This is a genomic window from Enterobacter sp. 296B2 (assembly GCF_034106185.1).
Taxonomy (GTDB): Bacteria; Pseudomonadota; Gammaproteobacteria; order Enterobacterales; family Enterobacteriaceae; genus Enterobacter; species Enterobacter cloacae_N.
The window spans coordinates 126681-153057 of the sequence record NZ_JAWNCA010000007.1 but is presented as its reverse complement, the minus strand read 5'-3'; the positions used below and the strand labels follow the sequence as shown (position 1 = coordinate 153057).

Here is a 26377-nt window from a genome sequence, read left to right as displayed (position 1 = left end):
TCTCCATTGCTTAAGGGTTACCAGTACGGATGCCAAATCTGTCGCAGCCGCGCCAGCAGCTCAAGATAGAAATAGTCACCCCAGCTACAGCACTGATCGACGCCCTTACCGCTGCCCATGTGATAAACCGAGTGCTGCAGCAGCCCTTCGGTCGGATCGTCGTCATGGGCAAGGTAGTTATCGGTCAGCGACTGCGCAATACGCAGCGCCATCTCTTCATAATACGCGCGGTGTGCGTCGAGCGTCGGCAGCGCCTTGACCAGCTCAAGCAGGCCACAGGCGGCAATCGCCGCCGCTGAACTGTCGCGCACGGCGTCGGTACCGAGCAGGGCCAGATCCCAGTGGCAAATATCATCTTCCGGCAGACGGTTGAGGAAGTAATGCGCCAGGCTGCGTGACAGCTCAACCATATGCTTATCGCCGGTGTGCTGATAGCTGAGCAGGAAGCCGTAAATGCCCCATGCCTGGCCTCGCGACCAGCACGAGGTATCGCTGTAACCCTGATGGGTATTGCCAAAGCGCGGCTCACCCGTCTGCACATCCATATAGTAAGTGTGATAAGTCGAGGCATCTTCACGCACGATATACTTCGCTGCCTGTCCGGCGTGCGCCGTCGCCGCTTGCGCATAGCGCGGATCCCCGGTCTGTTCGCTGGCCCAGTACAGCAGCGGCAGGTTCATATTGCAGTCGATGATCATTCGCCCCTGCTGCTCCGGGTCGTTTAAATCACCCCACGCCTGAATAATGTTGGCCGTCGGATTAAAACGCTCCATCAGGCGCTCTGCCGCCAGCAGCGCCGACTGGCGAGCGGCTTCGTTGCCGGTGAGCCGCCAGGCGCTGATGCAGGAGAGCGAATAGAGGAACCCGAGATCGTGCGTTGCAGTGTCGATGCGCTGCTCAATACGCCGGGCGAACGACGGTAAATAGCGCTCTGCGGCTTCGCGATAATGCGCTTTGCCGGTCATCTCCCACGCCAGCCACAGTTGCCCTGGCCAAAAGCTGGTGGTCCACTCCACGTTATCGGTGCGCGGCCAGACACCCTTCTTACAGGCTTCGCCGGGGAACTTATCGCCGAAGGCGACAATATTCTTGTCGAGCTTGCGCGTGACGCGGGATAACGCCGCTTCCAGCTTCTGGCTCAGCGCCAGGCGATCGACCTGATGCAGTTCGATCGGCCGCAGCGCTTCGGTGATAACAGATTTGGTCATAACAACTCCTGAATTAATGTTTGGCCGGTTCAACCGGGGCGGTATCTAAAGCCGGAGCAAAGGGTCGTGAGTCATCGCGCGTCGACTGGCAGCGCGACAGCGTAAAGGCGGAAATCAGCGTAAATATCAGGGCGCAGCAGCCCATCAGCAGATAGGTATGCTCAAAGCCTATCCTGTCGTACAGGTAGCCGGCAGGCGGGGCGACCACAATCGAGCCAACGTAAATCATCGCCTGGTAGCCCAGCAGGTACATCGTGGCGTTAACCCGACGATGGAAATGTTCGGCGATGTATTTGAAGACCGAAATCAGCAGCAGCGCGATCTCGACGCCATAAAACGGTTTGATGATGGAGATAACAATCGGGTCGCTGGTCAGTCCGGAGGCGATCAGCCGTGCTCCGACCACACAGCCGCAGAACAGCAGGCCGCGCTTAGCGCCGTAGTGGTTCACCAGCCACGGGATAAACATCATCATCACGAACTCCATCCCCGACTGGACGGTGCTCAGGTAGCCGTACCAGGCATTCCCCTGCTCTTTGGTGGCGAAGAACGACACGAAGTAGCGCGGGAACTGCTGCTCGGCGATAAACATCATCCACGCCACCCCGGCGACGTAGAGGCTGAACATCCAGAATTTGCGGTTTTTCAGCAGCATCAGCACGTCGGCAAAAACGATTTTATTGGTGGAGATGACGCTGTTGTTGCGCAGCTGCTCGTCGCCGATTTTGAGGCTAATCAGCACCAGCAGCATCACTACCGAGGTACCGCTGCTGAGCAGAAAGTTGACCAGCGGGGTGACGTTAAACAACAGCCCGGAAACTGAAGCCGCCATCGCCCAGCCGAGTGAACCCCACATTCTGATGCGGCCAAACTCCAGCCCGTACAGGCGGCTAAAGCGGTCGGCGTAAGATTCAGACGCCGCCACGCCGGCGTACCAGCCCAGGCTCAGATACAGCGCGCCGATGATAATTCCCGCCATCGCATGGCTTTGCAGCAGCGGCTGGTATACCAGCGCAAAAAACGGCGCCATCAGCGCAGAAATGGCGCAGACAAAATAGAGCAGCCACTTGCTCATGCCGATTTTGTCCATGATGTAGCCGTACACCGGCTTCAGGACCACCGCGAAGACGCCATTAATAGCGAACACACTGCCGATGGTGACGCTATCAAGGCCTACTTTCTGGCTCAGCCACAGGGCATACAGGCCAAAGCTGGATGACCACGTGAAGAAGTAAAGGAAAATAAAGGTACTCATTTTGTACTGCGCGGCGCGTACGGACGATGATGTGCTCATAGTGATGCCTCCGGAGCCAGAACGAGCGTCGTTTCTTGTCGTGCCGTCACGAAGCGTACCGCGTCATCGCTAATGATGGCCTGTGGGCAGCGTTGCGGCTCGAAGTCGGCGGCATTTCCCGCCCACACCGCGCTGATTAACACATGCTTGCCGGGGTCGAGTTCACCGCGCAGCAGCGGCACCGCCGCGCGCTCGGCGAACAACAGATTGCTGTTTGGCGGCGTCAACACCGTCTCGCCGCGGCGGGCGTGCGGATGGAGACAGAAAATGGCTGATACATCCCGGACATTGCGTAACCAGCAGGCGCTGTCACTCTCGTGGACCTGCGGTTGCGGGCGGTTTGCCAGGCTAAAGCCACCTTCCGCACAGTCCAGCGCGCGCCGGGTATCGATACGATGGACGCGCAGCTGCCAGTCACCCAACGCCAGCAGCCAGGTCTCAATCACCACATCGCGCCACGGCAGCCAGCGGCTGTAAATGGTGCCGTTTGTGGTTACCACGTGCTGGCATTCGCGGCGGCCACGCCAGTAGTTATCCTTTTCGGCCAGCAGCAGCATCGAATCGGGTGCGGCATGGTTCAGGCCGTAGCGCCCGCGTTCAATGGTGAAGCCAAAGCGGGTGGAATAGGCAAATTTGCAGTATTTCGCTTCGGTATTGACGAAGTTGTTCAGCTCCAGCTGGCCGGAAGTCAGCATCCACAGGTGATCGGCCTGATGCACCACCACCTGATCCGCGTGGGCTATCGTGTGCTGCGCGGGCAACGGCGGCAGCGGCAGCTCAGCCGCCTGCCAGAAGGCATTGCCCTCATCTAATGCCAGCACCAGCAGGGTCTTCAGGCCCCAGTACGGTGAACCCGGCGCGTTGTAGTCTTCCGCCATCGCCAGATTCGGGTAGCTGTAGCCGACGCTGAGTACGCCGTCGCGGTCGAACATCGGCTGCTTCAGCCACCAGCGCAGATGGCGCAGAACGATGCCCTTAATCACGCCGGGCGAAAAGACCTCCAGCCCGGCGAAGGCCGCCGCACTCCAGAACGCCGCCTCAGCAAAGCGGTAGGTCAGGCTTCGGCCAAACGGGATCGCCGCGCCGTCTTCGGCAAAAAAATGGATGAAGTCAGAGGAGAAACGCGCGGCCCGCTCACGCAGCGTTGCACAACGCTGTGGATCGACCCCGGCCATGAGCTTCGCGTAAATCAGGCCATAGAAATGGAAGCCCATCGAGATGTAATAGTCGCGCGGCCGTCCCGGACCATCGGAATACCAGCCATCGCCGAGGTAGTAGTGCTCCATGGCAGCAAAATGAGCTTCCAGCGCCTGCGGGTTGGTTGGCATGCCGCAATAATGGAAGCCGACCTGCACCAGAATTGGAAAGTAGTGCCAGTTGTTATCGGGGATATCCTGAGTCTCACACTGCTTTAGCCAGCACCATAAATTCTCTTTCTCCGTCTCGGTGAAGTGTGCCAGTACGGTTTCACCCGCCAGCGCCAGCAGCAGCCCGTAGGCCGCCATCTCGACGATTCGCTGATCGTAAGGCCCGACGTCGCCCCAGTAATCGGCATGGTGCGGATTGGTGCCGTTTTTTATTGCCTGTAAATAGAATGAGAAGTGCTGCGGCTCGCTGCCGCCAGCCAACAGCGGCGTCACGCCCCACAGCAGGCGGGAAAACGTTTCCATGCTCGCGACACGCTGGCCGTAGTGAGCGGTAAAGTTCGCTAAATCAATGCGGCTGGCGTCTTTTTTAAACCAGGGCGCCACCGCGTTCAGCATATCGTTGACCAGCCGTTGCACCTCTTCCCGGCTTGTCAGTGGATTATCCAGATGAATATTTTCAGGTTGCACAGGGTCCTCCCGCATTACACGAGGGTAGAGATAACTTATTGTTATTAGGCTTTTTAAAGCCACGAGGGCGACGTCTGAATGAAGAGTATCTGCTTTTATTCCCGGCGCTGAGTGAGCCGACTCACAAAATTAAACCGCCATTTCATTTTTACTGGATTTTGTCGAACGCGAGGGGGATAAATTACAAATGATGGCCTAAAAATTTAAATCTGTTGTTCTGGAGGTAAAATGGGTGAAGCGCAGCTGCTGGAACGCATTACGCTCGATCGGCAGGCCATTTCTTTCAACCGCATGTACACCACCAGCGCGATTTACTACCACTGGCATCAATGCGTTGAATTGCTCTATATCTCCAGCGGCTACGGCATCGTGGTGGTGGATAATCAGCACTACACCGCCCGTCCGGGGCGATTATTTATCTTCCCACCCTTCCGCTTGCACAAAGTGCAGGTGGATCATAGCGATAAGAACCCCTATCACCGCACTACCATGCACATTGAGCAATCGGTCGTCGAAAGTGCGCTCAGCGCCTTCCCGCGCCATCAGGCCCGGTTCGCCGCGCTGGCCGCCAGCAATCTGCCAGCACAGATTTACGATCTCAGCAATCACGCGGCGTTTATCGAGAGGATCCTTGAACAGTTTCAGCGCCTGGAGGGCAACGAGCAGACCGAGGCCTGCGAGGTTGCATTTCTGGTGATGCAGCTTATGACGTTTCTGCCCGAGCAGCCGCAGCCCTACCCTCCGCGCCAGCAGACCGTCGCCTCGCGGATTATGAGCTGGGTCGAAGCCCACTATGCCAGCAAGTTTTCGCTCGACCAGCTAGCGCACGACCTGGGGCTTTCGCGCAGCTATACCTCACGCATTTTCCGCCAGCAGACCGGCGGTACTATCCACGAATATTTGCTGACCCGGCGAATAAAAAGCAGCTGCGAGCTGTTACGGTACAGCGATGAGCCTATTGACGCCATCGCCCTGGCAGTCGGGTTTAGCGAGGTGACCTATTTCATCACCTGCTTTAAAAAGATGATGCGTCAGACGCCACTGCAGTATCGACGCAGTATCCGCTGCACCAGAATTCCCTGTTAGGGCGGTTTTAACAAATCAAAGGGGATTTTGAACGCTGGATCAAAGTGGACGGGTTTGCTGAACATCCAGCCTGGCCGGGGGTCTTCTGTGCACAAAAAAACCCAGGTCGCATAACGACCTGGGTTTCGAATTTGGCGGAAGCGTAGAGATTCGAACTCTAGAACCCTTTCGGGTCGCCGGTTTTCAAGACCGGTGCCTTCAACCGCTCGGCCACGCTTCCAAAGTGAGGCGCACTATAAACATCTATTAGCGCCTTGTAAAGCAGGAATTTTTCTATTTTGCCCCACAGGCGTTTGACTGCGCAAAAAGTCACCCGGACGCCGCCCTTCCATCGCTTCCTCCTACCTTGTACATACCGTTACACAGCAACGCTCATTCTTTTAAATCACCGTGGTATAGAATGCCCCAAAAATAGACGGTCAATTGTTGTTTAATTGTAATAAACCCGGGTAACGCGGGTTTTAACGCATTACCGCCATATAACCTTACTGGTTGATGATGAAAATCAAAAATACGTTTTGCTTACATATCCTGATGGCGGTTTTGGCCATTTTAGCCCTGAGCTTTCACCCGCTGGTGACAAGCTTTGATCCGCCGCTTACATTCCAGCCGTTGATCAAATCCATGGCGGGGACTGCTAAAGAACAGGCGGAAAAAATAGCCACCATTTCTCATGCCCTCGAAGGGAACGCTATTTTTTTCATCGGTGCGTCTGAGGTTGCCACCTCAGAAGATGAACATTACGCCGTATATAATTATTTTAATAAGCAATTACACCAGCCCGTCGTGGCCTATGGCGATGCGTTTGTCGATGACGAAACGCAATTTTTACTTCTCTCGCGTTTTAAAAATAGCCTTAATGCAAACAGCAAAGTGGTATTGCTTCTCGCACCCGATGCCTTTTACTCAAAAGGTCTGCCGCCCGCTATCTATGCGGATAATTTCCCGGGTTCTGTTTTTAATCCTCTGATGAAAGATCCGCAAGCGCGTCCGATACTGGTGAATGACGTAAAGCATATTGATCCTAAAGGGATAAGCCATTTAACCTTTGGCCAAATGCGTATCTACGGCTGGCACCCCGACCTGATTTGGGATGAACTCAGTTTTCAATTTGCAAATTTTTGCACCCTGATAAAAAACGACTGGCTGTCGCTGCTCAACATTACGCCAAAAACGGCGCAACCCTGGCCGCCGCAGCCAACCACCCACATTGCCCCTGACTGGGATAAAGAGCTGGCGAATGCCCGCGAGTTAAATAAAAAACGCCAGCAGAGCGCGGCCACCCTGTGGATGGACAAAACGATTTACGAGGAGGACGGTACACGGCAGCAGTGGGATGACACGCCGGTCGTACCTGCGCAAATCGCCGCATTCAGAAAAACCGTCCAGTTGCTGAAAGACCGTCACGTGCAGGTGATTGCCATCGTCGACCCGGTAAACCCCTGGGCGCTTTACAATACCGACACCTTCCGCCCGGTTGATAAGCAAATTCAAACCATTCTGAAAGAGAACCAGATCCCTTATTTAGATATGTACGCCATGCCTTATCAGAATGGCTGGAACTGGGATCGTTTGCACCCTTCCGAACTGGCCTGGGTTCCTATGATTCGCTTTATTGCACAGAGCTTTAAATAATGAAAATCGCGATCCGTCTTTTTTTCCTTTATCTCCTGCTGGCGATCACCATCGTCGCGTGGACCGCTGTCGATGACAGCATGAGTATGCAGCTGCATTTTGAATATCAAAAGTTCTGAGGCCGAATGATGTATAGCTCAGGAATGTTTTTTGTCTATTTGTTTTCATCCGCCCTGGTGTTTGCGCTGGTCAATCGCGTATTACGTCATCGTCTGACTTATTTATCGGCCTTATCCGTCCTGGCTGCATTAGGCTGGGGCTATATTTTTCAGGGTGATTACCGTGTTCCCGCGGTCGTTTTTTTCAGTTTTTACCTTGTCGCCACGTTAAAAGAAAAAGGATGGTTAAAAACCTGGCAGGCTATTGTGTTAACGCTGCTTCCTTTATTTTTGGTGAAATTGCACGTTAATCATCATCTCGGCATGATCGGCCTCTCTTTTATGACGTTCCGCGCGGTGGACGTGCTGCTCTATCGCAGTAAAAAAGAAGGGCAGAATTTCCTGCACTATTTCTGCTATCTGTTTATGCCTTTTATTATTCTGGCTGGCCCAATGTACCGCTGGCGGACATGGATGAGCGACGTCAGCAAGCCCGTCTTTGCCCTTAATCGCGAGCAGTTTTTAGTCGCGTTAGAGCAAATTATTACCGGCATTATCCAGAAGTTCCTGTTTGCCATGCTGATTGATTCACTTGTCGTGCAGCCCTGGAGCCATAAGCCGTTTACGCTGACCGTGGGCGTGGTGATGTCGATTGCCTATAGCGCCTACCTCTACTTTGATTTTGCGGGCTACAGCAATATGGCCATCGGCGCAGGCCGCCTGTTTGGGTTGAACATTCCGGCAAACTTCAATATGCCGCTTCTGGCGAAAAATCCGCAGGACTTCTGGCGCCGTTTCCACATCAGCCTGTCTGAATGGCTGCGCGACGTGGTGTTTATGCCCATTTATATGAACCTGATGAAGTTCAACTTTTTCCGCCAGAACAAAACGCTGGCGCAAAATATCGGTATTTTTTGCACCCTGTTCTGCATGGGGGCGTGGAACGGCCTGGAACGCCATTACGTGATCAGCGGCGCGCTGTTTGGCGCGATTTCCGTCGCGCACAACATGCTGCTGTGGTCAGCCAAACGCAGCCCGGCGTTACAGCGTGGCTTGCAGTATCCGGCCGTTGCGTTTTTAGGGCGAATTCTGACGCTGGGAAGCGCCGCGGGCTCCCTTTACATCTTTAGTGGAATGTCACCTCTATGAAAAATCACACCGATCTGCAGGAACTGCAGGATTTCTTGCGTGCGGCATTATGCGATCCCGCCTCCCCGCAGCAGCTGGCCATCAGCGGCAGCGACGAGGCCTTAAGCTGGCTGCAGCTTTCCGCTGCCGTGACGGACTGGGCACAGCGCTATGAGCGTTGCCAGCCTGTTGCCGGTACGCCGGTCGTATTGTACGGACATCAGCAGGCCGAGTTCGCCGTGGCGATTTATAGCTGCCTGCTGCACAACATTCCGTACATTCCGGTGGACTGCATTTACCCGCAGGAGCGCCTGCGGGAGATCTGCCATCTGGCCAGCGCCCCTTACTATTACGACGTGGCGACGCGGCAGTTCCTCGCCACCGGCGAGGCGGGCAAGATGCTGGAGGAGCAGGATCTGGCCTATATCATGTTTACCTCAGGCAGCACCGGCAAACCGAAAGGCGTGCAGATTGGTCGTGAAAGCGTATGGCACTTCATGAAGTGGGTCAGTCAGGACTTTTCGCTGCCGGAAAAACCGGTGCTGATGAACCACGCTGTGTTCAGCTTTGACCTCTCCCTGATCCCTTTACTGGCGAATCTGGCGATGGGGGGCCACATCGTGCTGAACGCTAAAGAGGATATCCAGAAAGAGAGCTGGCTGGCGCGGCTGAAAAGCAACGCGGTTTCCGCCTGGGTTTCCACCCCCTCTTTTGCCTACCAACAGCTGCTTTCCCCGCACTTTAACAGCGAGTATTTACCTGCACTCAGCGTCTTTATCTTTATTGGCGAAGTGCTCAATAAAGTGCTGGTTAAACAGCTGCGCCGCCGCTTCCCGCTGGCCAGAATCATCAACTCCTATGGCCCAACGGAAGCGACCATCGCAACGACCGTGGTTGAAATCACGGATGAGATCCTGAATAGCGACAGCGCCGTGCTGCCGGTGGGAGTCATGATGCCTGACAGCCGAATGGAAATTTCCGCCGAGGGCGAGCTGATTATCTGGGGCAAAAACGTCATGCGCGGCTACCTCGGCCTGCCGCAGGAGAACGCGGCAAAACTGCTGCGTCGGGAAAATGACGCGTTTCGCGGCTACCGGACCGGCGATCTGGGCTATGAAGACGGGCTTATCTACTGCCAGGGCCGCAACGACAGCCAGGTCAAGCTGAATGGCTACCGCATTGAGATCAACGAGATCGAAAACCGCCTGCTGGCTATGTCCGGCATCAGCGAAGCGGTGGTGATGCCGCTGATGAAACCCTGCGGCAGCGTGCTGCGCATCGCCGCGTTCTGCGTGACGGATATGGCACCGGATGCGATCAAAACCTCTCTGGCAAAGGTGGTTCCCCACTATATGGTGCCTTCACAAATTATCGTAAAAGACGCTTTGCCGCTGAATCCTAACGGCAAAATTGACCGCAAGCTGCTGGACGCTTACGCCCGCACACATTAATTATCCCAGGAAAAATGATGGAACAAGATATTCTCGCCCTGTTTGAAAAAGTGTTATCCCGCAAGGTGGGCTTTCACGATGAACTGATTGAATCTGACATTCTCGACTCCATTCTGGCGGTCGACATGGTGCTGGAGGTGCAGGACGTTTACGGCTGTACGATCCCGCCGACCGACGTGGCGACGGTGCTGAAAACCCCGGCAGATCTCGCCCGCTATATTGAAGAGAACCGTTAACGCCCGCTCCTCTGATGGCTCCGGGGATCTCTCCGGGGCCCATCATTCGCTCTCCCCTTCTGGATATCTTTCACAGGAATGAAACCCACCGCTTTTACTATTTCTCCTACACTTTAGGGGTACTGTCGGTACGGGAAAAAAAACAAGCCAACATCATCAGGACAATAATGGTTCGCTATGCGTTCAGCCAGCGATCGTTGTGTCTTTCACAGAGGAGTCTGCGGTATGGCATTCGTAACAACGAAAGACGGCGTCAACATTTACTACAAAGACTGGGGTCCGAAAGAGGCTCAGCCCATTGTTTTCCATCACGGCTGGCCGCTGAGTGCCGATGACTGGGATAACCAGATGCTCTTCTTCCTTGCAGAAGGCTATCGCGTTATCGCTATCGATCGTCGTGGTCACGGCCGTTCTGATCAGGTCAGTGAAGGGCACGATATGGATCATTATGCGGCCGACGCGTCAGCCGTGGTTGAAAGCCTGGACCTGCACAATGCCGTGCACGTCGGCCACTCGACCGGCGGTGGTCAGGTTGCCCGTTATGTTGCGAAGTACGGCCAGCCGCAGGGGCGCGTCGCCAAAGCGGTGCTCGTCAGTTCCGTTCCTCCTCTGATGGTCAAAACGGACACTAACCCCGGCGGGACGCCCGTTGAGGTTTTCGACGGCTTCCGTAAAGCGCTGGCGGCTAATCGCGCCCAGTTTTACCTCGACGTCGCCAGCGGTCCTTTTTACGGTTTTAACCGGGAGGGAGCCGAGGTTTCACAGGGTACGATTCAGAACTGGTGGCGTCAGGGGATGATCGGAAGCGCCAAAGCCCACTATGAGGGGATCAAGGCGTTTTCAGAAACCGATCAGACAGAGGATTTGAAAACCATTACGGTTCCCGTTCTGGTGATGCAGGGCGACGACGATCAGGTTGTGCCTTATAAGAATGCCGCCCTTCTGCAGGATAAGCTGCTGGCGAACAGCGTGCTGAAAATCTATCCGGGCTTCCCGCACGGGATGCATACCACGCACGCGGATACCATTAACGCGGACATCCTGGCCTTTATTCGTTCCTAGACGTCAGGTTTACAGATAAGCGCAAAAGAAAAACCCCAGCTTAACGAGTAAGCTGGGGTTTATATCTGGCGGAAGCGCAGAGATTCGAACTCTGGAACCCTTTCGGGTCGCCGGTTTTCAAGACCGGTGCCTTCAACCGCTCGGCCACACTTCCTGAGTGAGGCGAACTATAAACACCTCACCGCATGCTGTAAAGAGCGGCTGCACTCGTTCGCTGTAAAAATAGCCAAAACGTGTTTAATCGGTTGAACTGACAACATATCGGCGATTTTATCAGCATAAAATCCAGCCCTCTCGCTTAGTGCTTTTTGATGTACATATCTTTTGTGAAGTAGTACCCCAGCTTATCCGGCGTAAAGCCACCGACCCACGGTTTGACCAGGTGCGTACGGACGTAGTGATAAACCGGAATGGCCGGCACATCACGGCCCAACAGGTCTTCCGCCTGCTGGTAGAACTTACCCCGATCTGCCGGCGTTTTGGCCTTTGCGGCGTTGATCAAGGCTTGATCGTAGTCCGGGTTGCTGTACTGGCTGGTGTTTTCACTGTCGCCGGTACGGAAGTTGTTCAGGAAGGTCGCCGCGTCGTCGTAGTCGGCAATCCAGGCGTAACGTACCGCGTCAAAGTTGTGGGTGTGCATGGTGTCCAGCATGGTTTTCCACTCCTGGTTTTGCAGCTTCGCGTCTACGCCGAGGTTTTTCTTCCACATAGAGCTGGCTGCAATCGCGATGCGCTGGTGCGATTCAGAGGTGTTATAGAGCAGGTTGAAGCGCAGAGGATGGCTTTCGTTATACCCGGCCTCGTTGAGCAGTTTTTTCGCCTCAGCAATGCGCTTGTCCAGCGGCCAGCTGGCGTAATCCGGGTTCTGCAGCTTGACCCCGCCAATGTCCGGCTGGCTGATCAGCCACGCCGGGCGCTGCCCCTGCCCTAACACTTTTCCGGCAATGATGTCTTTATCCAGCGCCATATTTAGCGCCTTACGCACCCGCGCGTCGTTGAACGGCGGCCGGGTGGTGTTGAATTCGTAGTAATAGGTCGCCAACTGCGGGGAAACATCCAGCTGGCTGCCCAGGTTTTTCTTGAGCTGGGCAAACTGGTTAATCGGCACCGTGTACACAATATCAATTTCGCCCGCTTTGTAGCGGTTCACATCGGAGGCCTCCGAGGTGATGGGCAGGTAGGTCACCTTGTTGATGACGGTATGCGTGTTATCCCAGTAGCGCGGGTTACGCTCCGCCACAATGCGTTCGTTGACCACCCACTGAGACAGTTTATACGCCCCGCTGCTGACGAAATGCTCCGGTTTGGTCCACTTTTCGCCGAAACGGCCAATCAGCACTTTATCCACTGGCACCAGCGACGGGTGCGCCAGCATCGCCAGAAACGCCGCGTTGGGCTGGGTGAGCGTCACTTCCAGCGTGGTGTCGTTGATTGCTTTTACGCCCAGCGTGTCGGGGGATTTTTTCCCCTGAGCGATATCGGCCGCGTTGGCGATATGCATGTTGCCCGGATAGCTGGCATAGGGAGAAGCCGTTTTAGGGTCGATCAGGCGCTTCCAGCTCCAGACCACATCCTCTGCGGTAATCGCCGTGCCGTCGCTCCAGGTGATGCCCGGGCGCAAGTGGAACGTCCAGACGGTGTTGTCCTTGTTCTCCCATTTTTCTGCCAGCCGTGGTTGAATTTCCCCTGACGGGGAAACACTCACCAGACCTTCGAATAAATCGCTGATAATATTGAATTCGACATCGCTTTCGACTTTATGCGGGTCGAGCGAGGCCGGTTCGCTACCGTTGTTTCTGACCAGTTCCTGTTTTTCGGCCAGCGCGGTTCCTGCCGGCACATTCGCCGCCCAGGTCGCCGTGCTGGCGCACAGGATCCCTGCGGTGAGTAAAGAAAGCGTAAAGCGCGTGCATGTTTGTGGTTTCATTTCCTTCGCCTTATTGTCTGTTTTGTGACGATCCGGAAATAACTCTTAGCGGCCTTATGGTAATAAAGCAATATTTTTCAGTAACCTATAAGAGGTTGATCTGATTAATCTCGACAAACCGTTGTTCATACTGATGAAACGTATTTCTGCAGAAGAAATAACCAGCTCCGGCGCTAACCTGCTGAGTAAAGATGGGTAAAACCACTTTGAGACTGACGCGCCGTTTCCTATTCTTTCCGTTAATTACATCTGTCATAAGAGAGTGACTCATGGATCGTATAATTACTTCCTCACGCGACCGCACATCGCTACTCAGTACCCACAAGGTGCTGCGCAACACCTACTTCATGCTCAGCCTGACGCTGGCGTTTTCGGCGATCACCGCTACCGCCAGCACCGTGCTGATGCTGCCGTCTCCGGGGCTGATTTTGACCCTGGTGGGCATGTATGGTCTGATGTTCCTGACCTACAAAACCGCTGACAAACCGGTCGGTATTCTTTCCGCGTTCGCCTTCACCGGCTTCCTGGGCTACATCCTGGGGCCGATCCTGAACGCGTACCTGTCTGCCGGCATGGGTGACGTGATTGGCATGGCGCTGGGCGGCACCGCGCTGGTGTTCTTCTGCTGCTCGGCCTACGTGCTGACCACGCGTAAGGACATGTCCTTCCTCGGCGGTATGCTGATGGCGGGTATCGTGGTGGTGCTGATTGGCATGGTGGCAAACATCTTCCTGCAGCTGCCTGCCCTGCATCTGGCAATCAGCGCGGTGTTTATCCTGCTGTCATCCGGCGCGATCCTGTACGAAACCAGCAACATCATTCACGGCGGTGAGACCAACTACATCCGCGCGACCGTGAGCCTGTATGTGTCGCTGTACAATATCTTCGTCAGCCTGCTGAGCATCCTGGGCTTCGCCAGCCGGGATTAATCCACAGCGCTGTGAACCTGGCCCCGCTTATGCGGGGCTTTGTTTTTTGGTACACTGCTGCGGTTTTTGACTGACGCGTGAATGACTATGTTGAGTTTTGAAGGCAAAGAGTTTGAGACCGATAATGACGGTTATCTGAAAGAGAGTGGCCAGTGGAGCGAAGCGCTGGCAGAAGTGATTGCTGAGAAAGAAGGGATTACCCTCTCTCCCGAACACTGGGAAGTAGTCCGTTTCGTGCGCGAATTCTATCTCGAATTCAACACCTCTCCGGCGATCCGCATGCTGGTCAAAGCCATGGCCAACAAGTTCGGCGAAGAGAAAGGCAACAGCCGCTATCTGTATCGCCTGTTCCCGAAAGGCCCGGCAAAACAGGCCACCAAAATTGCCGGCCTGCCAAAACCGGTGAAGTGCATTTAGTAGCGTATACCGAAGTTAACGTACTCCCGGCCGGGTTGATGCGGTTCCGTTAGCACCTTATCAACCCGCGCGCTGCGCGGCCCGCCCGCCTTCAGCCACGCCACCAGCCTGTCGACCTGCTCCGCTTCGCCGCAGGCGACCACCTCAACGCTGCCGTCGTCCATATTTCGCGCGTATCCCGTAAGCCCAAGCTGAACGGCCTCGCGCTGAGTGCTGTAGCGGAACCCGACGCCCTGAACGACGCCGTGAACCCAGACAATGGTGCAGACTTTTGACATTTTTCTTCTCCTTAACGTAGCGTTTTCGGCAAACAACCATAGTGCTGCCGGAAACGGGCGGTGAAACGAGAGCTGGAAAGATACCCACATTGTAATGCGATTTCGCCAATCGGTAATCGGGTTGACTGTAGCTGCGACAAAGCAACGGCCATCCTCACCTCCTCGACAATCTGGCGAAAACTCTGCGACTCCTCGCGTAACCGCCTGCGCAGCGTCGGTACGCTTAATGCGAGACGGCTGGCGACGTCCTGCGCGGTCCAGGCTCTGGCGGGCGACAGCATAATGAACTGCCGCACCTGCTCGGTCAGGTTACTGCTCCGCTCAACAAGCAGCGGACCTGCCATGCCGTCATGCAGCAAGGCCAGCAACAGACCGAAGGCCTGATGCTTTTGCAGCGCCTCCGGTAACTCCTGACGCACGGCGTGCAGCAGGTTATCCCACATAAACGCCAGCCCTTCGCTTAGCGGGGCGCAGAGCGAATGCAGCGTCGTGCGCGGCCAGGATTTCAGGTAATGCGCCTTAAACTCGGCGACGATCTCCGGGGACAACATCAGCAAATCCGAGTGAAACAGACCGTTTACAGGCTGATTGATAATCTCCATCGCCGTATTGGCCGGGATAATAATCAGCTCATCCCGGGTTGCCACCAGTCGATTGTCGTCCTGCACAATCACCTTGCTGCCATGCGTGATATGACAAATGGCCGGAAAAAAGAGCTTAACCTGGTGCAGGCGATGCATTTTGCTGGCGGTCACTTCACCCGCCGTCAGGTGTTTATGTCGAAAATGGAACTCCTGCACCGGTTCATCCTTATCTGCTGTAGGTTGCGGTTAACTGCGCCTTTGCCAGAACGTGACTATTAAGCATAAAGCCGACCAGCGCGCCGCTGGCATTTTTGTCGACAGGCAGTTTATCCACGTCCAGCGCCCAGACGGTAATCTGATAACGGTGAGGCTTATCTCCTGCGGGCGGACATGCGCCGCCGAATCCAGAATAACCGAAATCATTACGCCCCTGCACCGCACCGGCAGGTAATTTCTCGCCATTAGGGTTTCCGGCCCCAGCGGGCAGCGTCGCTGTCTTCGCGGGAATATTGGCTACGGTCCAGTGCCACCAGCCGCTGCCGGTGGGGGCATCCGGGTCATAGACCGTAACGGCAAAACTTTGCGTACCGGCGGGCGGGCTTTTCCACGCCAGTTGCGGGGACTGGTTACCGCCGTGGCAGCCGAATCCCTCGAATACCTGCGGCTGCGCTAAATGGCGCTCGCCGGAAATATCCTGACTGGTGATGCTGAAAGGCGTTGCCGCTGAAACCTGAAAACTGATTGCCGCCAGAGCGGCTAATGCGATCACACTTCGCTTTTTCATAGGTGCTCCCTCTGCTGTACCGGAAGCCCCACTGTAATGCTGGCTGCAATATCGTAATGTGCTTAAGCGATTTGATTTTGTGCCGAAACGCTCAACGGCATCCGCAGATGATTGCGCCTGGCTGAATGTGCTACTCTACGCGCCATTTCCCTGAAATCGACAGAACAGCAAATAATGGATTTGCCAAAAAGCTGGCAGATGGTCGAAATGTACGGTAACGACGTTACCAGCGGCATTCTTCGGGCCGTCAATGCTATGATGATCGATATCCTTGCGACAATGGCACGACAAGATTATGAAACCCCCGTAAACGCCAGGCACAGGGGATCGAAAGAGCAAAACAGGCAGGCTTGTATACGGGAAAAGAAAAAGATATGGAAGCCCGTGATACAGTGCGTGAAATGCTGGCGCAGAATGTTAAACCAGCCCACATCATGAAAGCTGCAGGTATCAGCCGTGCAACGTTCTACCGCATTAAGAAGGAGTTAGTAAGCTAATTATATTTGAATTAGATCGGAAGAATGCTCTCGGATATGACCGCCCGCCCTGAGCAAGGTGCAGATATTGCATACTTTCTTTTGGTCATGCGAGTGTAAATATCCCGCTGAATATAGCATATTCCATAGTCAGGTCTCCTTAACCACATTATCATCATTGGCTTCATAAACTATATAATCGTTATTACCTGTGTACTGGCATTTTTGTTCTTCCAAATATCCATCTGCGAGATACAGAACCCGGTCGGCAGAGGCAATGGTTTCCGGGCGATGGGCAACCAGCAGGACAGGTAGCCCCAACTGGCGTAGTGTCTGGCTTATCTGTATTTCACTCTCAACATCAAGGTGGCTGGTCGCTTCGTCCAGTAACAAAAACCCCGGTTGTTTGTACAACGCTCTTGCCAGCAAAATACGTTGCTTTTGCCCTCCGGAGAGTACACCACCGGTTTCACCGATTAATGTCTGATATCCCATCGGCATTGCCATGATATCAGTGTCAATTAGCGCCAGACGGGCGCACTGGATCATTCTTTCCTGATTGCGGTCTTCGCTGAAGAAAATGATGTTATCTGCAATGGATCCTCTGAAAAGGTGATCATCCTGCAATACGGTACCAATCCGCCGTCGTACCTGAAAATAATCGGGGTGCGTTTGCGGTATGCCAAATGTTCTGATTGTCCCTTCATCAGGAATATGAATTCCCAAGATAAGTTTTACCAGCGTCGATTTTCCGCACCCAGATTTACCCGTAATGGCCACTACTTCACCTGGCTGAAGCACCAGTGAAATTCCGCGAAGTATCGGTTTGTTCCCGCCCTTGTGGCTGAATACGATGTGCTCGATAGATAACGGGGGATGAGCTTTCGGAGTCCCACTGACTACGGAGGTAATGACAGAAGTACTGACATCTTCATGAACGGACCGTTGCTGATGCCCTTCTGTTTGGGTTAGCACAATGTCAGCCAGACGCTCATTATAAACATCAAGCATTCGCCAGGAAAAAAACTTGTCAGTAAGGCTGCTAATACTCGAAGAAAAACGCATCTGATAAGACAAATAGGCAACCAACATACCGACAGTAAAAGTGCCATTCATCACCTCGCCAGCACCCTTCCACAAAATAACCGCCGATACCACACTGCCGGTCAAGGTGTGCGCAATGTCATAGCACATCAGCAGACGACTCTGGCGCAACTGCGTATTTCTCCGGGTGACGTTGAGATTCAGCCAGGCGGCTTCCCGAAATGCAGTCACACCGTTTATTCTCAGGCTTAGGATCCCGTTAAGGGTTTCAAGAAAATATCCTGATTCCCTGGCACCAGCATCCCAAGCGTCTTCTGCAGACTGTCGAAGAGACGGATACCAGAGCACTCTCAGCACGCCGTAGATGACGGCTGCCAGTACCGCTATCAGCGTCATTTCAGGACTGTAGAACAACATCATACAGAGTGCAGTCACCACAAGCAGCACATCCAGAATGCCTTCAAGTACCTGCGTGGTCAGCGCCTGCTGGATGGTATCTACCGCATCAAAACGCGCGTTAATACTCCCCTTACTGCGTGCATCGTACCAGGAGAGAGGGAGACGGACCAGATGATGGAACACCCGGGCAGTCCACTGCATATTAAAATTAACAGACAGGGTGAGACTGGCCCACTGACGGGCCAGCGACAGCAGCATCTGGGTAAGTGACAGCAACAACAGGGCGATGATAATAACGGTCAACAGGCTTCGATCGGCGGCAACCAGGACCTCATCAATCACCAACTGGTTGAGAAGAGGACTTCCTAATGTCAGTATCTCCAGTGCCAGGGCAAAAACGATGATGCGTGACATTGCCGCCAGCAGGCCGGGTGTTTTTCCTGTCAGCTGGCGCAGACGAATTTTCTTTCTTTCATCCCTGGCGGTGAAATCGCTGGCTGGCATCAGCTCCAGCGCGACGCCGGTGAAGTGCTTCCCTGCGTCCGTCAGGGAAATTGTCACCTTCCCCTTATCGGGATCATGTATAACCAGCCTGCTACCGCGAACCTTATGAAGTACAACGAAATGATTCATGTTCCAGTGGAGAATACAGGGTAAAGAAAGAGACTTCAGGTCTTCCGGCTCCAGCCTGACGGCGCGGGAAGACAAATGGATACCGGCTGCACATTCAATCAGTCTCTGCAGGGGCATTCCCTGAGTACTGATACTGAAGCGTTCACGGAGCGTGGGTAGATCCGTCTGCAGACCGTGCCAGCTGGCCATCATTGCCAGACACGCCAGTCCACACTCCGCTGACTCTGTCTGGCGGATGAGGGGAAGCCGTCTTTTCCCTGTCCAGTTCAGTGATCCCATTACAGTTTTCCTTTCAGGCTCCAGAGCGGTTCTGTAAGCCACTCCCACAAATGACGCGTATCCAAACTGACGTCCCCCTCAAGGGTCATACCGGGTCGAAGAGGTTCTTTTTTTCCATAAGCCAGAATAAAAGTATTCTCAGGTTCGACAATGACACGGTAGTGCCCTTCATTCTCCTTCCAGGTGACAGGGGATACGGAGATTAAATCTGACGGCGTCAGCGTTGTACGGCTTATCTCTCGAATAGTCCCGTACTGAACACCAAACTTCTGATAGGGGAAAGCGGCGAATCGGAGGGCGACACGTTGCCCCGGCTGGACGAAGCCAGCGTTCTGACTGGTGGCATAGAGTTCTATCTGCAGACGAGCATTGTCGGGGACAAGCGTCATGACAGGTTCAGATGCCCTGACCGACTGTCCCTGTCTGACCAGAACGGCGGCAACGGTTCCGGATACTGGAGCGGTCAGCGTAAAATGCTCCTGTCCGGCCAGTTCATCCTGCTGTTGTCTTATACCCTGCAACTGCCTGTCCAGTTCAGCTTTCCGGCTTTCGCCCTGTACGATGAGATGGGTAAGATCATCTTCAGCAGACTCCATTGCTGTGTGTAGTTGCAGAAGCCCCTGACGTTGATCCTCAACGTTTTGCTGTGCCGTGGAGACGTCAATCTGTTTCTGCTGGTATTCGATATCAGAAACGTAATGCGTGCCGGCAAGTTTTTTATAGCGCTCCATGACGGACACAGCCAGCGCAACCTGATGCTCGGCAAGCGACAAACGCTGCTCTGCACTGTTAATCTGAGGTTTCAGGGAGACAATTCGCTGTTGTATGGCTTGCTGCTGCTGACTGTTGTCACGCAATTCCAGAGCCTGTTGAGAAGACAGCATGGCATATTGAGTTCTCAAGGATATGCTCATGGCAGCCAGCGTACCTGTGCCCTGTTCGTTATAATGCTCGCCGCTGATATGGTAAACGGACTCACCAGCAATGACGTGCTGACCTTCTGAAACAGTCTGTCGGGTGACGTACCCTGCATATTGAGGTGTTATTTTCACCAGTCCGGATGAAGGCATAACGATGCCTGTAAGATGTGCCTTGCGAGTATAGCTACCTAAATAAACGAATAATGCGACGCTCAGAACCAAGAATATTGTAGTAACGGCGCATACTGACATGCCGAATGAAGCGGGTAAAACAATATCTCCGTACCCGGTATCATTATGATGATTTAATGCTTCCTCCCTGAATATACTCATAGTTATAAAACGTTCTGAATATTTAACAATATAACAAACCCATTCATGCCTGAGTGTATCAATATAGGATAGAAAAGAGATTTGCTTTTTATTTTAACCGCGAACAATAACATCGAAACAACAAACAGAATGATCTGATCCAGTATATCATAATACTGTCCATGCATTAGACAAAAAAACAAAGATGTTATTACACACGGAATAACCAGATTCTTCCGGTAAATTGAGCATGCAACTTCGAAGGCACATCCTCTGTAGATAATTTCCTCATAATAGGGTACTACTATTGTCATCACTAAAACTGTGATCCAGTTTATCTGTGATGGTTCGTAATGGTATAAATAGTCTCTGTAGCAATAAACAGCAAGTTGTATAAAAATAATTATAAGAAATGACGCAGCTGAAAATTTTACTGAGGCTGGGCTTGCACTTACTTTTATTCGACACCCAGGGATATTTTTCAGGCAAAACAAATAAACGAAAGTAGAAATTAGAATCTCTGTAATGAAAACAATAGTAAAAGCTGTGTCCAGCCCGACATAACGCAGCGTAAAGGCTGGGGATAGAGTTACAATGGTTGATATAATAACCACTACAAGAAAAACGATAGTGCTTTGTTTACTATATATAAACTGGCTCGTACGCTCATTCATTACAAGGGCGTCACTTTATGAAAGTTTTTATTTTTGCTAAAATCATATCAGTAAATTTAGCAGTGGAAAACAAGGTGATCAATGTAATTATTATCTTTGAAAACTCCTCAGGAAAGGAAAACCAAGATAGGTCAATAATGGAGGAGCCACTTAATAGCGCAAAACCCAGTAATAAACTTAAGATAAAAGACATTATTTTAATAACCATTGTAGCATCCTCCGTTGATACTTACTTATCGGCTACAGGTACCACCAAAGTTACCTCCTGAACAATTACTGGAACCAGCTTTGTTTCCCCCTCCGTTACCATTTCCACCACCGGAGAGACACTGGCCAACAACTGCTCCACCAATAGTTCCTCTGGCCATTCCAACAAGGCCACCTTTGATTGCACCACCTACCATCCCACTGAAGACAGCATCACCACATTTAGCTGTGCTTGGGTCACTGTAAATATGTGTCGGTGCATTCCGTCCCAGAGTGTTACGTGCTCCAGTTTGAGATTGTTTGTTGTAGTTGTGTTCATGGTCGCCAGAGTTTCCACCACCACTGACCAGTTCTATTTCACTTAAAGTTAATTCTCTGATATTTGACATAAAAATCCCTCTTTTCCATTTTAACATAAAGTGCTATTTCACTATCACACGACAGAAATGTATGGATAAAGTGAATTTATGTAAATAAATGTAAATGCAGCTGACCTACTCCCCGTTGATTAATATACCCCGATGTTAGTTATTTCTTCATAAGCCACATGAGGACATCCCCATGAAGAAGCGTGTTTCCGACGAACAGATCATCAGTATTCTTCGCGAAGCGGAAGCCGGAGTTTCTGCCCGTGAGCTCTGCCGTAAGCACGCCCTTTCCGACGCCACTTTCTACACCTGGCGCAAAAAGTTTGGTGGCATGGAAGTTCCTGAGGTGAAGCGGCTCAAATCTCTTGAAGAGGAGAACGCCCGCCTCAGGAAGCTACTTGCCGAAGCCATGCTGGATAAGGAGGCACTTCAGGTGGCTCTGGGGCGAAAGTACTGACGACAGGCCAGAAGCGGGAAGTCGTTGAGTTTATGTGTGATGCGACCGGTCTGTCGCAACGTCGTGCCTGCAGGCTTACAGGTTTGTCCCTTTCGACCTGCCGCTATGAGGCTCAGCGTCCGGCAGCTGATGCGCATTTATCAGGGCGCATCACTGAGCTGGCACTGGAGCGCAGGCGTTTTGGCTACCGCCGAATCTGGCAGCTGTTGCGTCGGGAGGGCCTTCACGTCAATTACAAGCGGGTATACCGTATTTACCACCTTAATGGACTGAGCGTAAAAGGCAGACGACGCCGTAAAGGGCTGGCAACCAAACGGTTTTCGCTTCTGCGCCCGGATGCGCCGAACCTAACTTGGTCGATGGATTTCGTTATGGACGCACTGGCCAACGGTCAGAGGATCAAGTGCCTGACCTGTGTAGATGATTTCACGAAGGAGTGTCTGACGATCACCGCTGCTTTCGGTATTTCAGGCGTTCAGGTCACGCGTATTCTTGACAGCATCGCGCTGTTTAGGGGCTATCCGGCTACAATAAGAGAACCGATCAGGGCCCGGAATTTACCTGCCGCGCGCTCGATCAATAGGCCTTTGAGCATGGTGTGGAACTACGGCTTATCCAGCCAGGTAAGCCAACGCAGAACGGATTTATTGAGAGTTTTAACGGACGCTTTCGCGATGAGTGTCTGAATGAACACGGGTTCAGCGATGTTCTTCATTCCCTGAAAACGATTAATGACTGGCGGCAGGATTATAACGAGTGCCGTCCCCATTCATCGCTGGATTACCAGACACCAGCTGAATTCGCAACGGACTGGCGAAACAGGAAATATGAAGAAAAACCAACCGACATTACTAACTGAAGGTTGTATCTAAACCTGGGGGCAGATCAGTTGTGCTTTCAGAATTGTATTGCGACTTATCCGATCTAAACTTTCGACTGTAAGCCATGAATCGTTAGCGACTTCCCCCTCTTTAACTGCCTCGATAAATGCGCCTAAACTGCCCTTTTCAAGATGCTTAGATTTAAACGCAGACAATCCGGCATCGATGATTTCAATAAGCTCTAAACCGTTTTCATGTGCTACTCTACGCGCCGTTTCCAACTGTCGTTGCAATGATGAACCTTTTGCCTGTTTATCACTTGACCAACGTATATAACTATACAGTTTGCGTTTTTCCATGGGAGTACCTAATGAATACATCAGAAGAAAGCCAAAAAACAGATTTTACAAGGTTTTCCCGTTTAGTGTTAACCAAAGGGCGCGAGAAATCATTACTGCGCCGTCATCCCTGGGTCTTTTCCGGCGCGGTTGCCCGTATGGAAGGCAAAGCCAGCCTCGGTGAAACCATTGATATCGTTGACCACCAGGGGAAATGGTTAGCGCGAGGCGCCTACTCGCCAGCGTCCCAGATCCGTGCTCGCGTCTGGACCTTTGATAAAGACGAAACCATCGATATCGACTTCTTCGTACGCCGTCTTCAGCAGGCGCAGCAGTGGCGCGACTGGCTGGCAAAGCGCGACGGTCTGGACAGCTACCGCCTGATTGCCGGTGAATCCGACGGCCTGCCGGGCGTCACCATTGACCGCTTCGGTAACTTCCTCGTGCTGCAGCTCCTGAGCGCAGGGGCGGAATACCAGCGTGCCGCGCTGATTAGCGCGCTGCAAACCCTGTTCCCTGAATGCGCTATCTACGACCGCAGCGATGTGGCGGTGCGCAAAAAAGAGGGTATGGAGCTGACTCAGGGGCCGGTCACGGGTGAACTGCCGCCTGCCCTGCTGCCGATTGAAGAGCACGGCATGAAGCTGCTGGTGGATATTCAGGGCGGGCACAAAACGGGTTACTACCTTGACCAGCGCGACAGCCGTCTGGCTACGCGTCAGTATGTTGCCGACAAACGCGTGCTGAACTGCTTCTCCTACACCGGCGGTTTTGCCGTTTCGGCGCTGATGGGCGGCTGTGCTCAGGTGGTCAGCGTGGACACCTCGCAGGAAGCGCTGGACGTGGCAAAACAGAACGTCGAGCTGAACAAGCTGGACTTGAGCAAAGCGGAGTTTGTCCGCGATGATGTGTTCAAGCTACTGCGTAAATATCGCGACCAGGGCGAGAAGTTCGACGTCATCGTGATGGATCCGCCAAAGTTTGTGGAAAACAAAAGCCAGCTGATGGGCGCGTGCCGCGGGTATAAAGATATCAACATGCTGGCTATCCAGCTGCTGAATCCGGGCGGGGTTCTGCTCACCTTCTCCTGCTCCGGCCTGATGACCACCGATTTATTCCAAAAAATCATCGCCGATGCCGCAATAGATGCCGGGCGTGATGTACAATTTATAGAGCAGTTCCGTCAGGCAGCCGATCACCCCGTGATTGCTACCTACCCGGAAGGACTGTATCTGAAAGGGTTTGCCTGTCGCGTCATGTAACTTGAAAAGAGAAATATTGCCCGCACATAATGTGTAAGTAGTGTTTCCCGGGAGGTGACTATGATTGCCAGCAAATTCGGTATCGGCCAGCAGGTCCGCCACACTTTGCTAGGGTATTTGGGTGTGGTCGTGGATATCGACCCGGAGTATTCCCTTGATGAACCGTCAGCAGACGAGCTGGCGGTCAACGCAGAGCTTCGCGCTGCGCCCTGGTACCATGTGGTGATGGAAGGTGACGACGGACAACCCGTTCATACCTACCTTGCCGAAGCGCAGCTGAGTAGCGAGCTGCAGGAAGAGCATCCGGAACAACCCACGATGGATGAACTTGCTCAGACTATCCGCAAACAGTTACAGGCTCCGCGTCTGCGGAACTAAGCGTGTAAAAAAAGCCCGATGACGGGCTTTTTTTTATTATTTCGCCAGACCCAGTCTGGGAATATCGATCGCCGGACAGCGATCCATGACGACCTTCAATCCCGCATCACGCGCCAGCACGGCGGCCTGCTCGTTAATTACACCTAACTGCATCCACAGCGTTTTCGCCCCTACGGCGATAGCGTCCTGCGCCACTTCCCATGCAGCCTCGGAATTACGGAAGACATCGACCATATCGATTTTTTCCGGCACGTCAGCGAGCGTGGCGTAACCCTGCTGACCCAGCAATGTTTTCCCCGCCACTTTTGGCGACACCGGGATAACGTGATAGCCCTGATCGAGAAGGTATTTCATCACCCGATAGCTTGGACGGTCGGGTTTATCGCTCGCGCCCACCAGCGCAATGGTACGCGTGGATGTCAGAATCTCGGCAATATCGTTCTCTTTCATGGTTTTTCTCCTGGCTTTTTTAAAAGTGTACGCCAAAGCGCACATCTCAACCATCCATCCCATACAGTTGTATGAGGGCAAAACGGCGAAATATGTCTATATGTTAGTAAACGTGATTATCGAAAGATTTAGATACATTAATGCGGCGAAAGGATTTCTGACGGGAGCCTTCTATGAAAACCGGTATTGCCACTGCTCTGATTGCGTTAGTGATGCCGGTCTGCGTATTTGCCACCACGCTCCGGCTTTCTGGCGATATTGATCTCCTGGTACTGGACGGAAAAAAGGTCTCCAGCTCGTTATTGCGCGGTGCTGACAGCATTGAATTAGATAACGGGCCGCATCAGCTGGTGTTCCGGGTCGAAAAATCGATCGGCCTGAACAACCATGAGCAACGGATGTACATCTCTCCGCCGCTGATTGTCAGCTTTAACACCCGGCAAATCAGTCAGGTGAACATTACCCTGCCTCGCCTTGAAACGGAGAAGGAATCAGCGGCCTTTGACGCCTCGCCGCGCGTTGAGCTGCTGGACGGGAATGCGATGCCGATTCCGGTGAAGCTGGATATTCTGGCGTTGACCCACTCCCCGAAAAGCCCGGACTACGAGGCCGCGACGCAGGTCTATAACAAAGCCAGTAAACGCGCCTCCCTTCCGCAGTTTGCCACCATGATGGCGGACGACAGTACGCTGTTATCCGGCGTCTCGGAACTGGACGTTATTCCGCCGCAGTCCCAGACGCTGACGGAACAGCGTCTTAAATTCTGGTTCCAGCAGGCCGATCCCGACACGCGGGCCCGCTTTTTACAGTGGGCAAAACAGCAACCTTCATCATAAGCCACATTTTTTACGCCTTTCTCTTGCAGGGTCAGACGGTTCCCGTCATCGTGTAGTCAGTTAACCTGATGGAAATGATTATGGAACTGACAACACGCACGCTGCCTGAACGTAAACACATTGCGCTGGTGGCGCACGATCACTGTAAACAAATGCTGCTTAACTGGGTTCGCCGCCATCAGCCGTTGCTGCAAAAGCACGCCCTCTCGGCGACCGGTACCACCGGTAACCTGATCCAGCGCGAAACGGGTCTGGAGGTGAATGCGATGCTGAGCGGCCCGATGGGCGGCGATCAGCAGGTCGGCGCGCAAATTTCCGAAGGGAAAATTGATGTGCTGATCTTCTTCTGGGATCCGCTGAACGCGGTTCCGCACGATCCGGACGTCAAAGCGCTGCTGCGCCTGGCGACGGTGTGGAATATTCCGGTGGCGACGAACCTGTCGACGGCGGATTTCATCATTGAATCGCCGCAGTTTAACTCGCCGGTTGAGATCCTTATTCCGGACTATCAGCGCTATCTGTCCGAAAGACTGAAGTAGCTTTTTTGCCGGGCGGCGGCTACGCCTTACCC

Annotated in this window: 25 protein-coding genes, 2 tRNA genes and 2 pseudogenes; 14 read left to right on the top strand and 15 right to left on the bottom strand. The window is 53.2% G+C overall.

The genetic code is table 11. From position 1 onward, the window contains the following. Window positions 1-17 precede the first annotated feature (17 nt). Genes URZ40_RS07795 through URZ40_RS07785 form a run of 3 tightly spaced genes read right to left on the bottom strand, consistent with a single transcriptional unit; the run spans window position 18 to window position 4337 of the window. A complete protein-coding gene (locus URZ40_RS07795) occupies window positions 18-1208 on the bottom strand; it encodes a glycoside hydrolase family 88 protein (RefSeq protein WP_320720230.1) in 1191 nt (396 codons plus the stop codon). A 13-nt stretch (window positions 1209-1221) separates the two neighbouring features. Then, a complete protein-coding gene (locus URZ40_RS07790) occupies window positions 1222-2502 on the bottom strand; it encodes an oligosaccharide MFS transporter (protein ID WP_320720229.1) in 1281 nt (426 codons plus the stop codon). After that, on the bottom strand, window positions 2499-4337 hold the full coding sequence (locus URZ40_RS07785; protein ID WP_320720228.1) for a DUF2264 domain-containing protein: 1839 nt from the start codon (window positions 4335-4337) through the stop codon (window positions 2499-2501). Before URZ40_RS07785 ends, URZ40_RS07790 begins: the two co-directional genes overlap by 4 nt. A gap of 228 nt (window positions 4338-4565) precedes the next feature. Here URZ40_RS07785 and URZ40_RS07780 point away from each other — a divergent pair, with 228 nt between their 5' ends. Continuing rightward, window positions 4566-5423: an AraC family transcriptional regulator gene (locus URZ40_RS07780; RefSeq protein WP_116340848.1), complete on the top strand. Its 858-nt coding sequence runs from the start codon at window positions 4566-4568 to the stop codon at window positions 5421-5423. Between the two features lie 132 nt (window positions 5424-5555). On the opposite strand, the gene URZ40_RS07775 is transcribed toward URZ40_RS07780, so the two are convergent. After that, a tRNA-Ser gene (locus URZ40_RS07775) sits at window positions 5556-5643 on the bottom strand. A gap of 278 nt (window positions 5644-5921) precedes the next feature. Here URZ40_RS07775 and URZ40_RS07770 point away from each other — a divergent pair. The 5 genes from URZ40_RS07770 to URZ40_RS07750 all read left to right on the top strand — a co-directional run bounded on the left by URZ40_RS07770 (window position 5922) and on the right by URZ40_RS07750 (window position 11033). Further along, window positions 5922-7058 carry a D-alanyl-lipoteichoic acid biosynthesis protein DltD gene (locus URZ40_RS07770; RefSeq protein WP_116340850.1) on the top strand — a complete coding sequence of 379 codons (1137 nt, stop codon included), beginning with the start codon at window positions 5922-5924 and terminating at the stop codon, window positions 7056-7058. A gap of 128 nt (window positions 7059-7186) precedes the next feature. Further along, window positions 7187-8305, top strand: coding sequence for an MBOAT family O-acyltransferase (locus URZ40_RS07765; RefSeq protein WP_163329601.1), 1119 nt, complete (start codon window positions 7187-7189; stop codon window positions 8303-8305). After that, a complete protein-coding gene (locus URZ40_RS07760; RefSeq protein ID WP_320720227.1) occupies window positions 8302-9735 on the top strand; it encodes an AMP-binding protein in 1434 nt (477 codons plus the stop codon). The genes URZ40_RS07765 and URZ40_RS07760 overlap by 4 nt, the downstream gene beginning before the upstream one ends. Window positions 9736-9752: 17 nt before the next feature. Continuing rightward, window positions 9753-9971, top strand: coding sequence for an acyl carrier protein (locus tag URZ40_RS07755; RefSeq protein ID WP_116340856.1), 219 nt, complete (start codon window positions 9753-9755; stop codon window positions 9969-9971). Window positions 9972-10196: 225 nt separating this feature from the next. Continuing rightward, window positions 10197-11033, top strand: a complete 837-nt coding sequence (locus URZ40_RS07750) for an alpha/beta fold hydrolase (protein WP_116340858.1) — start codon at window positions 10197-10199, stop codon at window positions 11031-11033. 66 nt (window positions 11034-11099) lie between these two features. Here URZ40_RS07750 and URZ40_RS07745 read toward each other — a convergent pair. Further along, window positions 11100-11187: transfer RNA gene (locus URZ40_RS07745), tRNA-Ser, on the bottom strand. A 144-nt stretch (window positions 11188-11331) separates the two neighbouring features. Then, window positions 11332-12960, bottom strand: a complete 1629-nt coding sequence (locus tag URZ40_RS07740; protein ID WP_320720226.1) for an ABC transporter substrate-binding protein — start codon at window positions 12958-12960, stop codon at window positions 11332-11334. 269 nt (window positions 12961-13229) lie between these two features. On the opposite strand from URZ40_RS07740, the gene yccA reads away from it, so the two are divergent. Both yccA and tusE read left to right on the top strand, forming a co-directional pair. Next, the gene (gene yccA, locus URZ40_RS07735) at window positions 13230-13889 is read left to right on the top strand and encodes an FtsH protease modulator YccA (RefSeq protein ID WP_013097244.1); all 660 of its coding nucleotides are present in this window, start codon (window positions 13230-13232) and stop codon (window positions 13887-13889) included. Window positions 13890-13976: 87 nt separating this feature from the next. Continuing rightward, the gene (gene tusE, locus URZ40_RS07730) at window positions 13977-14306 is read left to right on the top strand and encodes a sulfurtransferase TusE (protein WP_163329600.1); all 330 of its coding nucleotides are present in this window, start codon (window positions 13977-13979) and stop codon (window positions 14304-14306) included. Here the strand turns inward: tusE and yccX are convergent. The 3 genes from yccX to URZ40_RS07715 are packed head-to-tail and all read right to left on the bottom strand — an operon-like array spanning window position 14303 to window position 15952. After that, entirely contained in the window at window positions 14303-14584 is a 282-nt protein-coding gene (yccX, locus tag URZ40_RS07725) for an acylphosphatase (RefSeq protein WP_320720224.1), read from the bottom strand. The genes tusE and yccX overlap by 4 nt on opposite strands. An 11-nt stretch (window positions 14585-14595) precedes the next feature. Continuing rightward, on the bottom strand, window positions 14596-15384 hold the full coding sequence (locus URZ40_RS07720; RefSeq protein WP_116340877.1) for an AraC family transcriptional regulator: 789 nt from the start codon (window positions 15382-15384) through the stop codon (window positions 14596-14598). A gap of 10 nt (window positions 15385-15394) precedes the next feature. Further along, complete coding sequence (locus URZ40_RS07715; protein WP_320720222.1) at window positions 15395-15952, bottom strand: kinase inhibitor; 558 nt, start codon at window positions 15950-15952, stop codon at window positions 15395-15397. A 174-nt stretch (window positions 15953-16126) separates the two neighbouring features. Here URZ40_RS07715 and URZ40_RS07710 point away from each other — a divergent pair. Beyond that, window positions 16127-16449 (top strand): annotated as a pseudogene (locus URZ40_RS07710) (serine recombinase); the annotation flags it as partial. A 129-nt stretch (window positions 16450-16578) separates the two neighbouring features. On the opposite strand, the gene URZ40_RS07705 reads toward URZ40_RS07710, so the two are convergent. From URZ40_RS07705 to URZ40_RS07690, 4 genes are all read right to left on the bottom strand, one after another. Further along, the gene (locus URZ40_RS07705; RefSeq protein WP_320720219.1) at window positions 16579-18783 is read right to left on the bottom strand and encodes a peptidase domain-containing ABC transporter; all 2205 of its coding nucleotides are present in this window, start codon (window positions 18781-18783) and stop codon (window positions 16579-16581) included. Next, window positions 18783-20036, bottom strand: a complete 1254-nt coding sequence (locus tag URZ40_RS07700; RefSeq protein ID WP_320720218.1) for an HlyD family efflux transporter periplasmic adaptor subunit — start codon at window positions 20034-20036, stop codon at window positions 18783-18785. The genes URZ40_RS07705 and URZ40_RS07700 overlap by 1 nt, the downstream gene beginning before the upstream one ends. Window positions 20037-20038: 2 nt before the next feature. After that, window positions 20039-20689 (bottom strand): type II CAAX endopeptidase family protein, encoded by a 651-nt coding sequence (locus URZ40_RS07695; RefSeq protein WP_320720216.1) that lies wholly within the window; start codon window positions 20687-20689, stop codon window positions 20039-20041. Window positions 20690-20922: 233 nt separating this feature from the next. After that, window positions 20923-21312 carry a hypothetical protein gene (locus URZ40_RS07690; RefSeq protein ID WP_240326285.1) on the bottom strand — a complete coding sequence of 130 codons (390 nt, stop codon included), beginning with the start codon at window positions 21310-21312 and terminating at the stop codon, window positions 20923-20925. Between the two features lie 145 nt (window positions 21313-21457). On the opposite strand from URZ40_RS07690, the pseudogene URZ40_RS07685 reads away from it, so the two are divergent. Further along, window positions 21458-22580 (top strand): annotated as a pseudogene (locus tag URZ40_RS07685) (IS3 family transposase). A gap of 9 nt (window positions 22581-22589) precedes the next feature. Here the strand turns inward: URZ40_RS07685 and URZ40_RS07680 are convergent. Next, entirely contained in the window at window positions 22590-22901 is a 312-nt protein-coding gene (locus URZ40_RS07680; RefSeq protein WP_316380063.1) for a recombinase family protein, read from the bottom strand. Window positions 22902-22912: 11 nt separating this feature from the next. On the opposite strand from URZ40_RS07680, the gene rlmI reads away from it, so the two are divergent. Together rlmI and hspQ are read left to right on the top strand one after the other, a co-directional pair. After that, entirely contained in the window at window positions 22913-24142 is a 1230-nt protein-coding gene (gene rlmI, locus URZ40_RS07675; protein WP_116340890.1) for a 23S rRNA (cytosine(1962)-C(5))-methyltransferase RlmI, read from the top strand. Between the two features lie 60 nt (window positions 24143-24202). After that, window positions 24203-24520 (top strand): heat shock protein HspQ, encoded by a 318-nt coding sequence (gene hspQ / locus URZ40_RS07670; RefSeq protein ID WP_008499919.1) that lies wholly within the window; start codon window positions 24203-24205, stop codon window positions 24518-24520. Window positions 24521-24556: 36 nt separating this feature from the next. Here the strand turns inward: hspQ and URZ40_RS07665 are convergent, their stop codons facing one another. Further along, entirely contained in the window at window positions 24557-24970 is a 414-nt protein-coding gene (locus tag URZ40_RS07665; RefSeq protein ID WP_028012609.1) for a CoA-binding protein, read from the bottom strand. Between the two features lie 173 nt (window positions 24971-25143). Here URZ40_RS07665 and URZ40_RS07660 point away from each other — a divergent pair, with 173 nt between their 5' ends. Together URZ40_RS07660 and mgsA are read left to right on the top strand one after the other, a co-directional pair. Then, a complete protein-coding gene (locus URZ40_RS07660; protein ID WP_320720214.1) occupies window positions 25144-25806 on the top strand; it encodes a curli synthesis inhibitor in 663 nt (220 codons plus the stop codon). Between the two features lie 80 nt (window positions 25807-25886). Further along, window positions 25887-26345 (top strand): methylglyoxal synthase, encoded by a 459-nt coding sequence (gene mgsA / locus URZ40_RS07655; RefSeq protein ID WP_116340896.1) that lies wholly within the window; start codon window positions 25887-25889, stop codon window positions 26343-26345. Window positions 26346-26377: the final 32 nt, after the last annotated feature.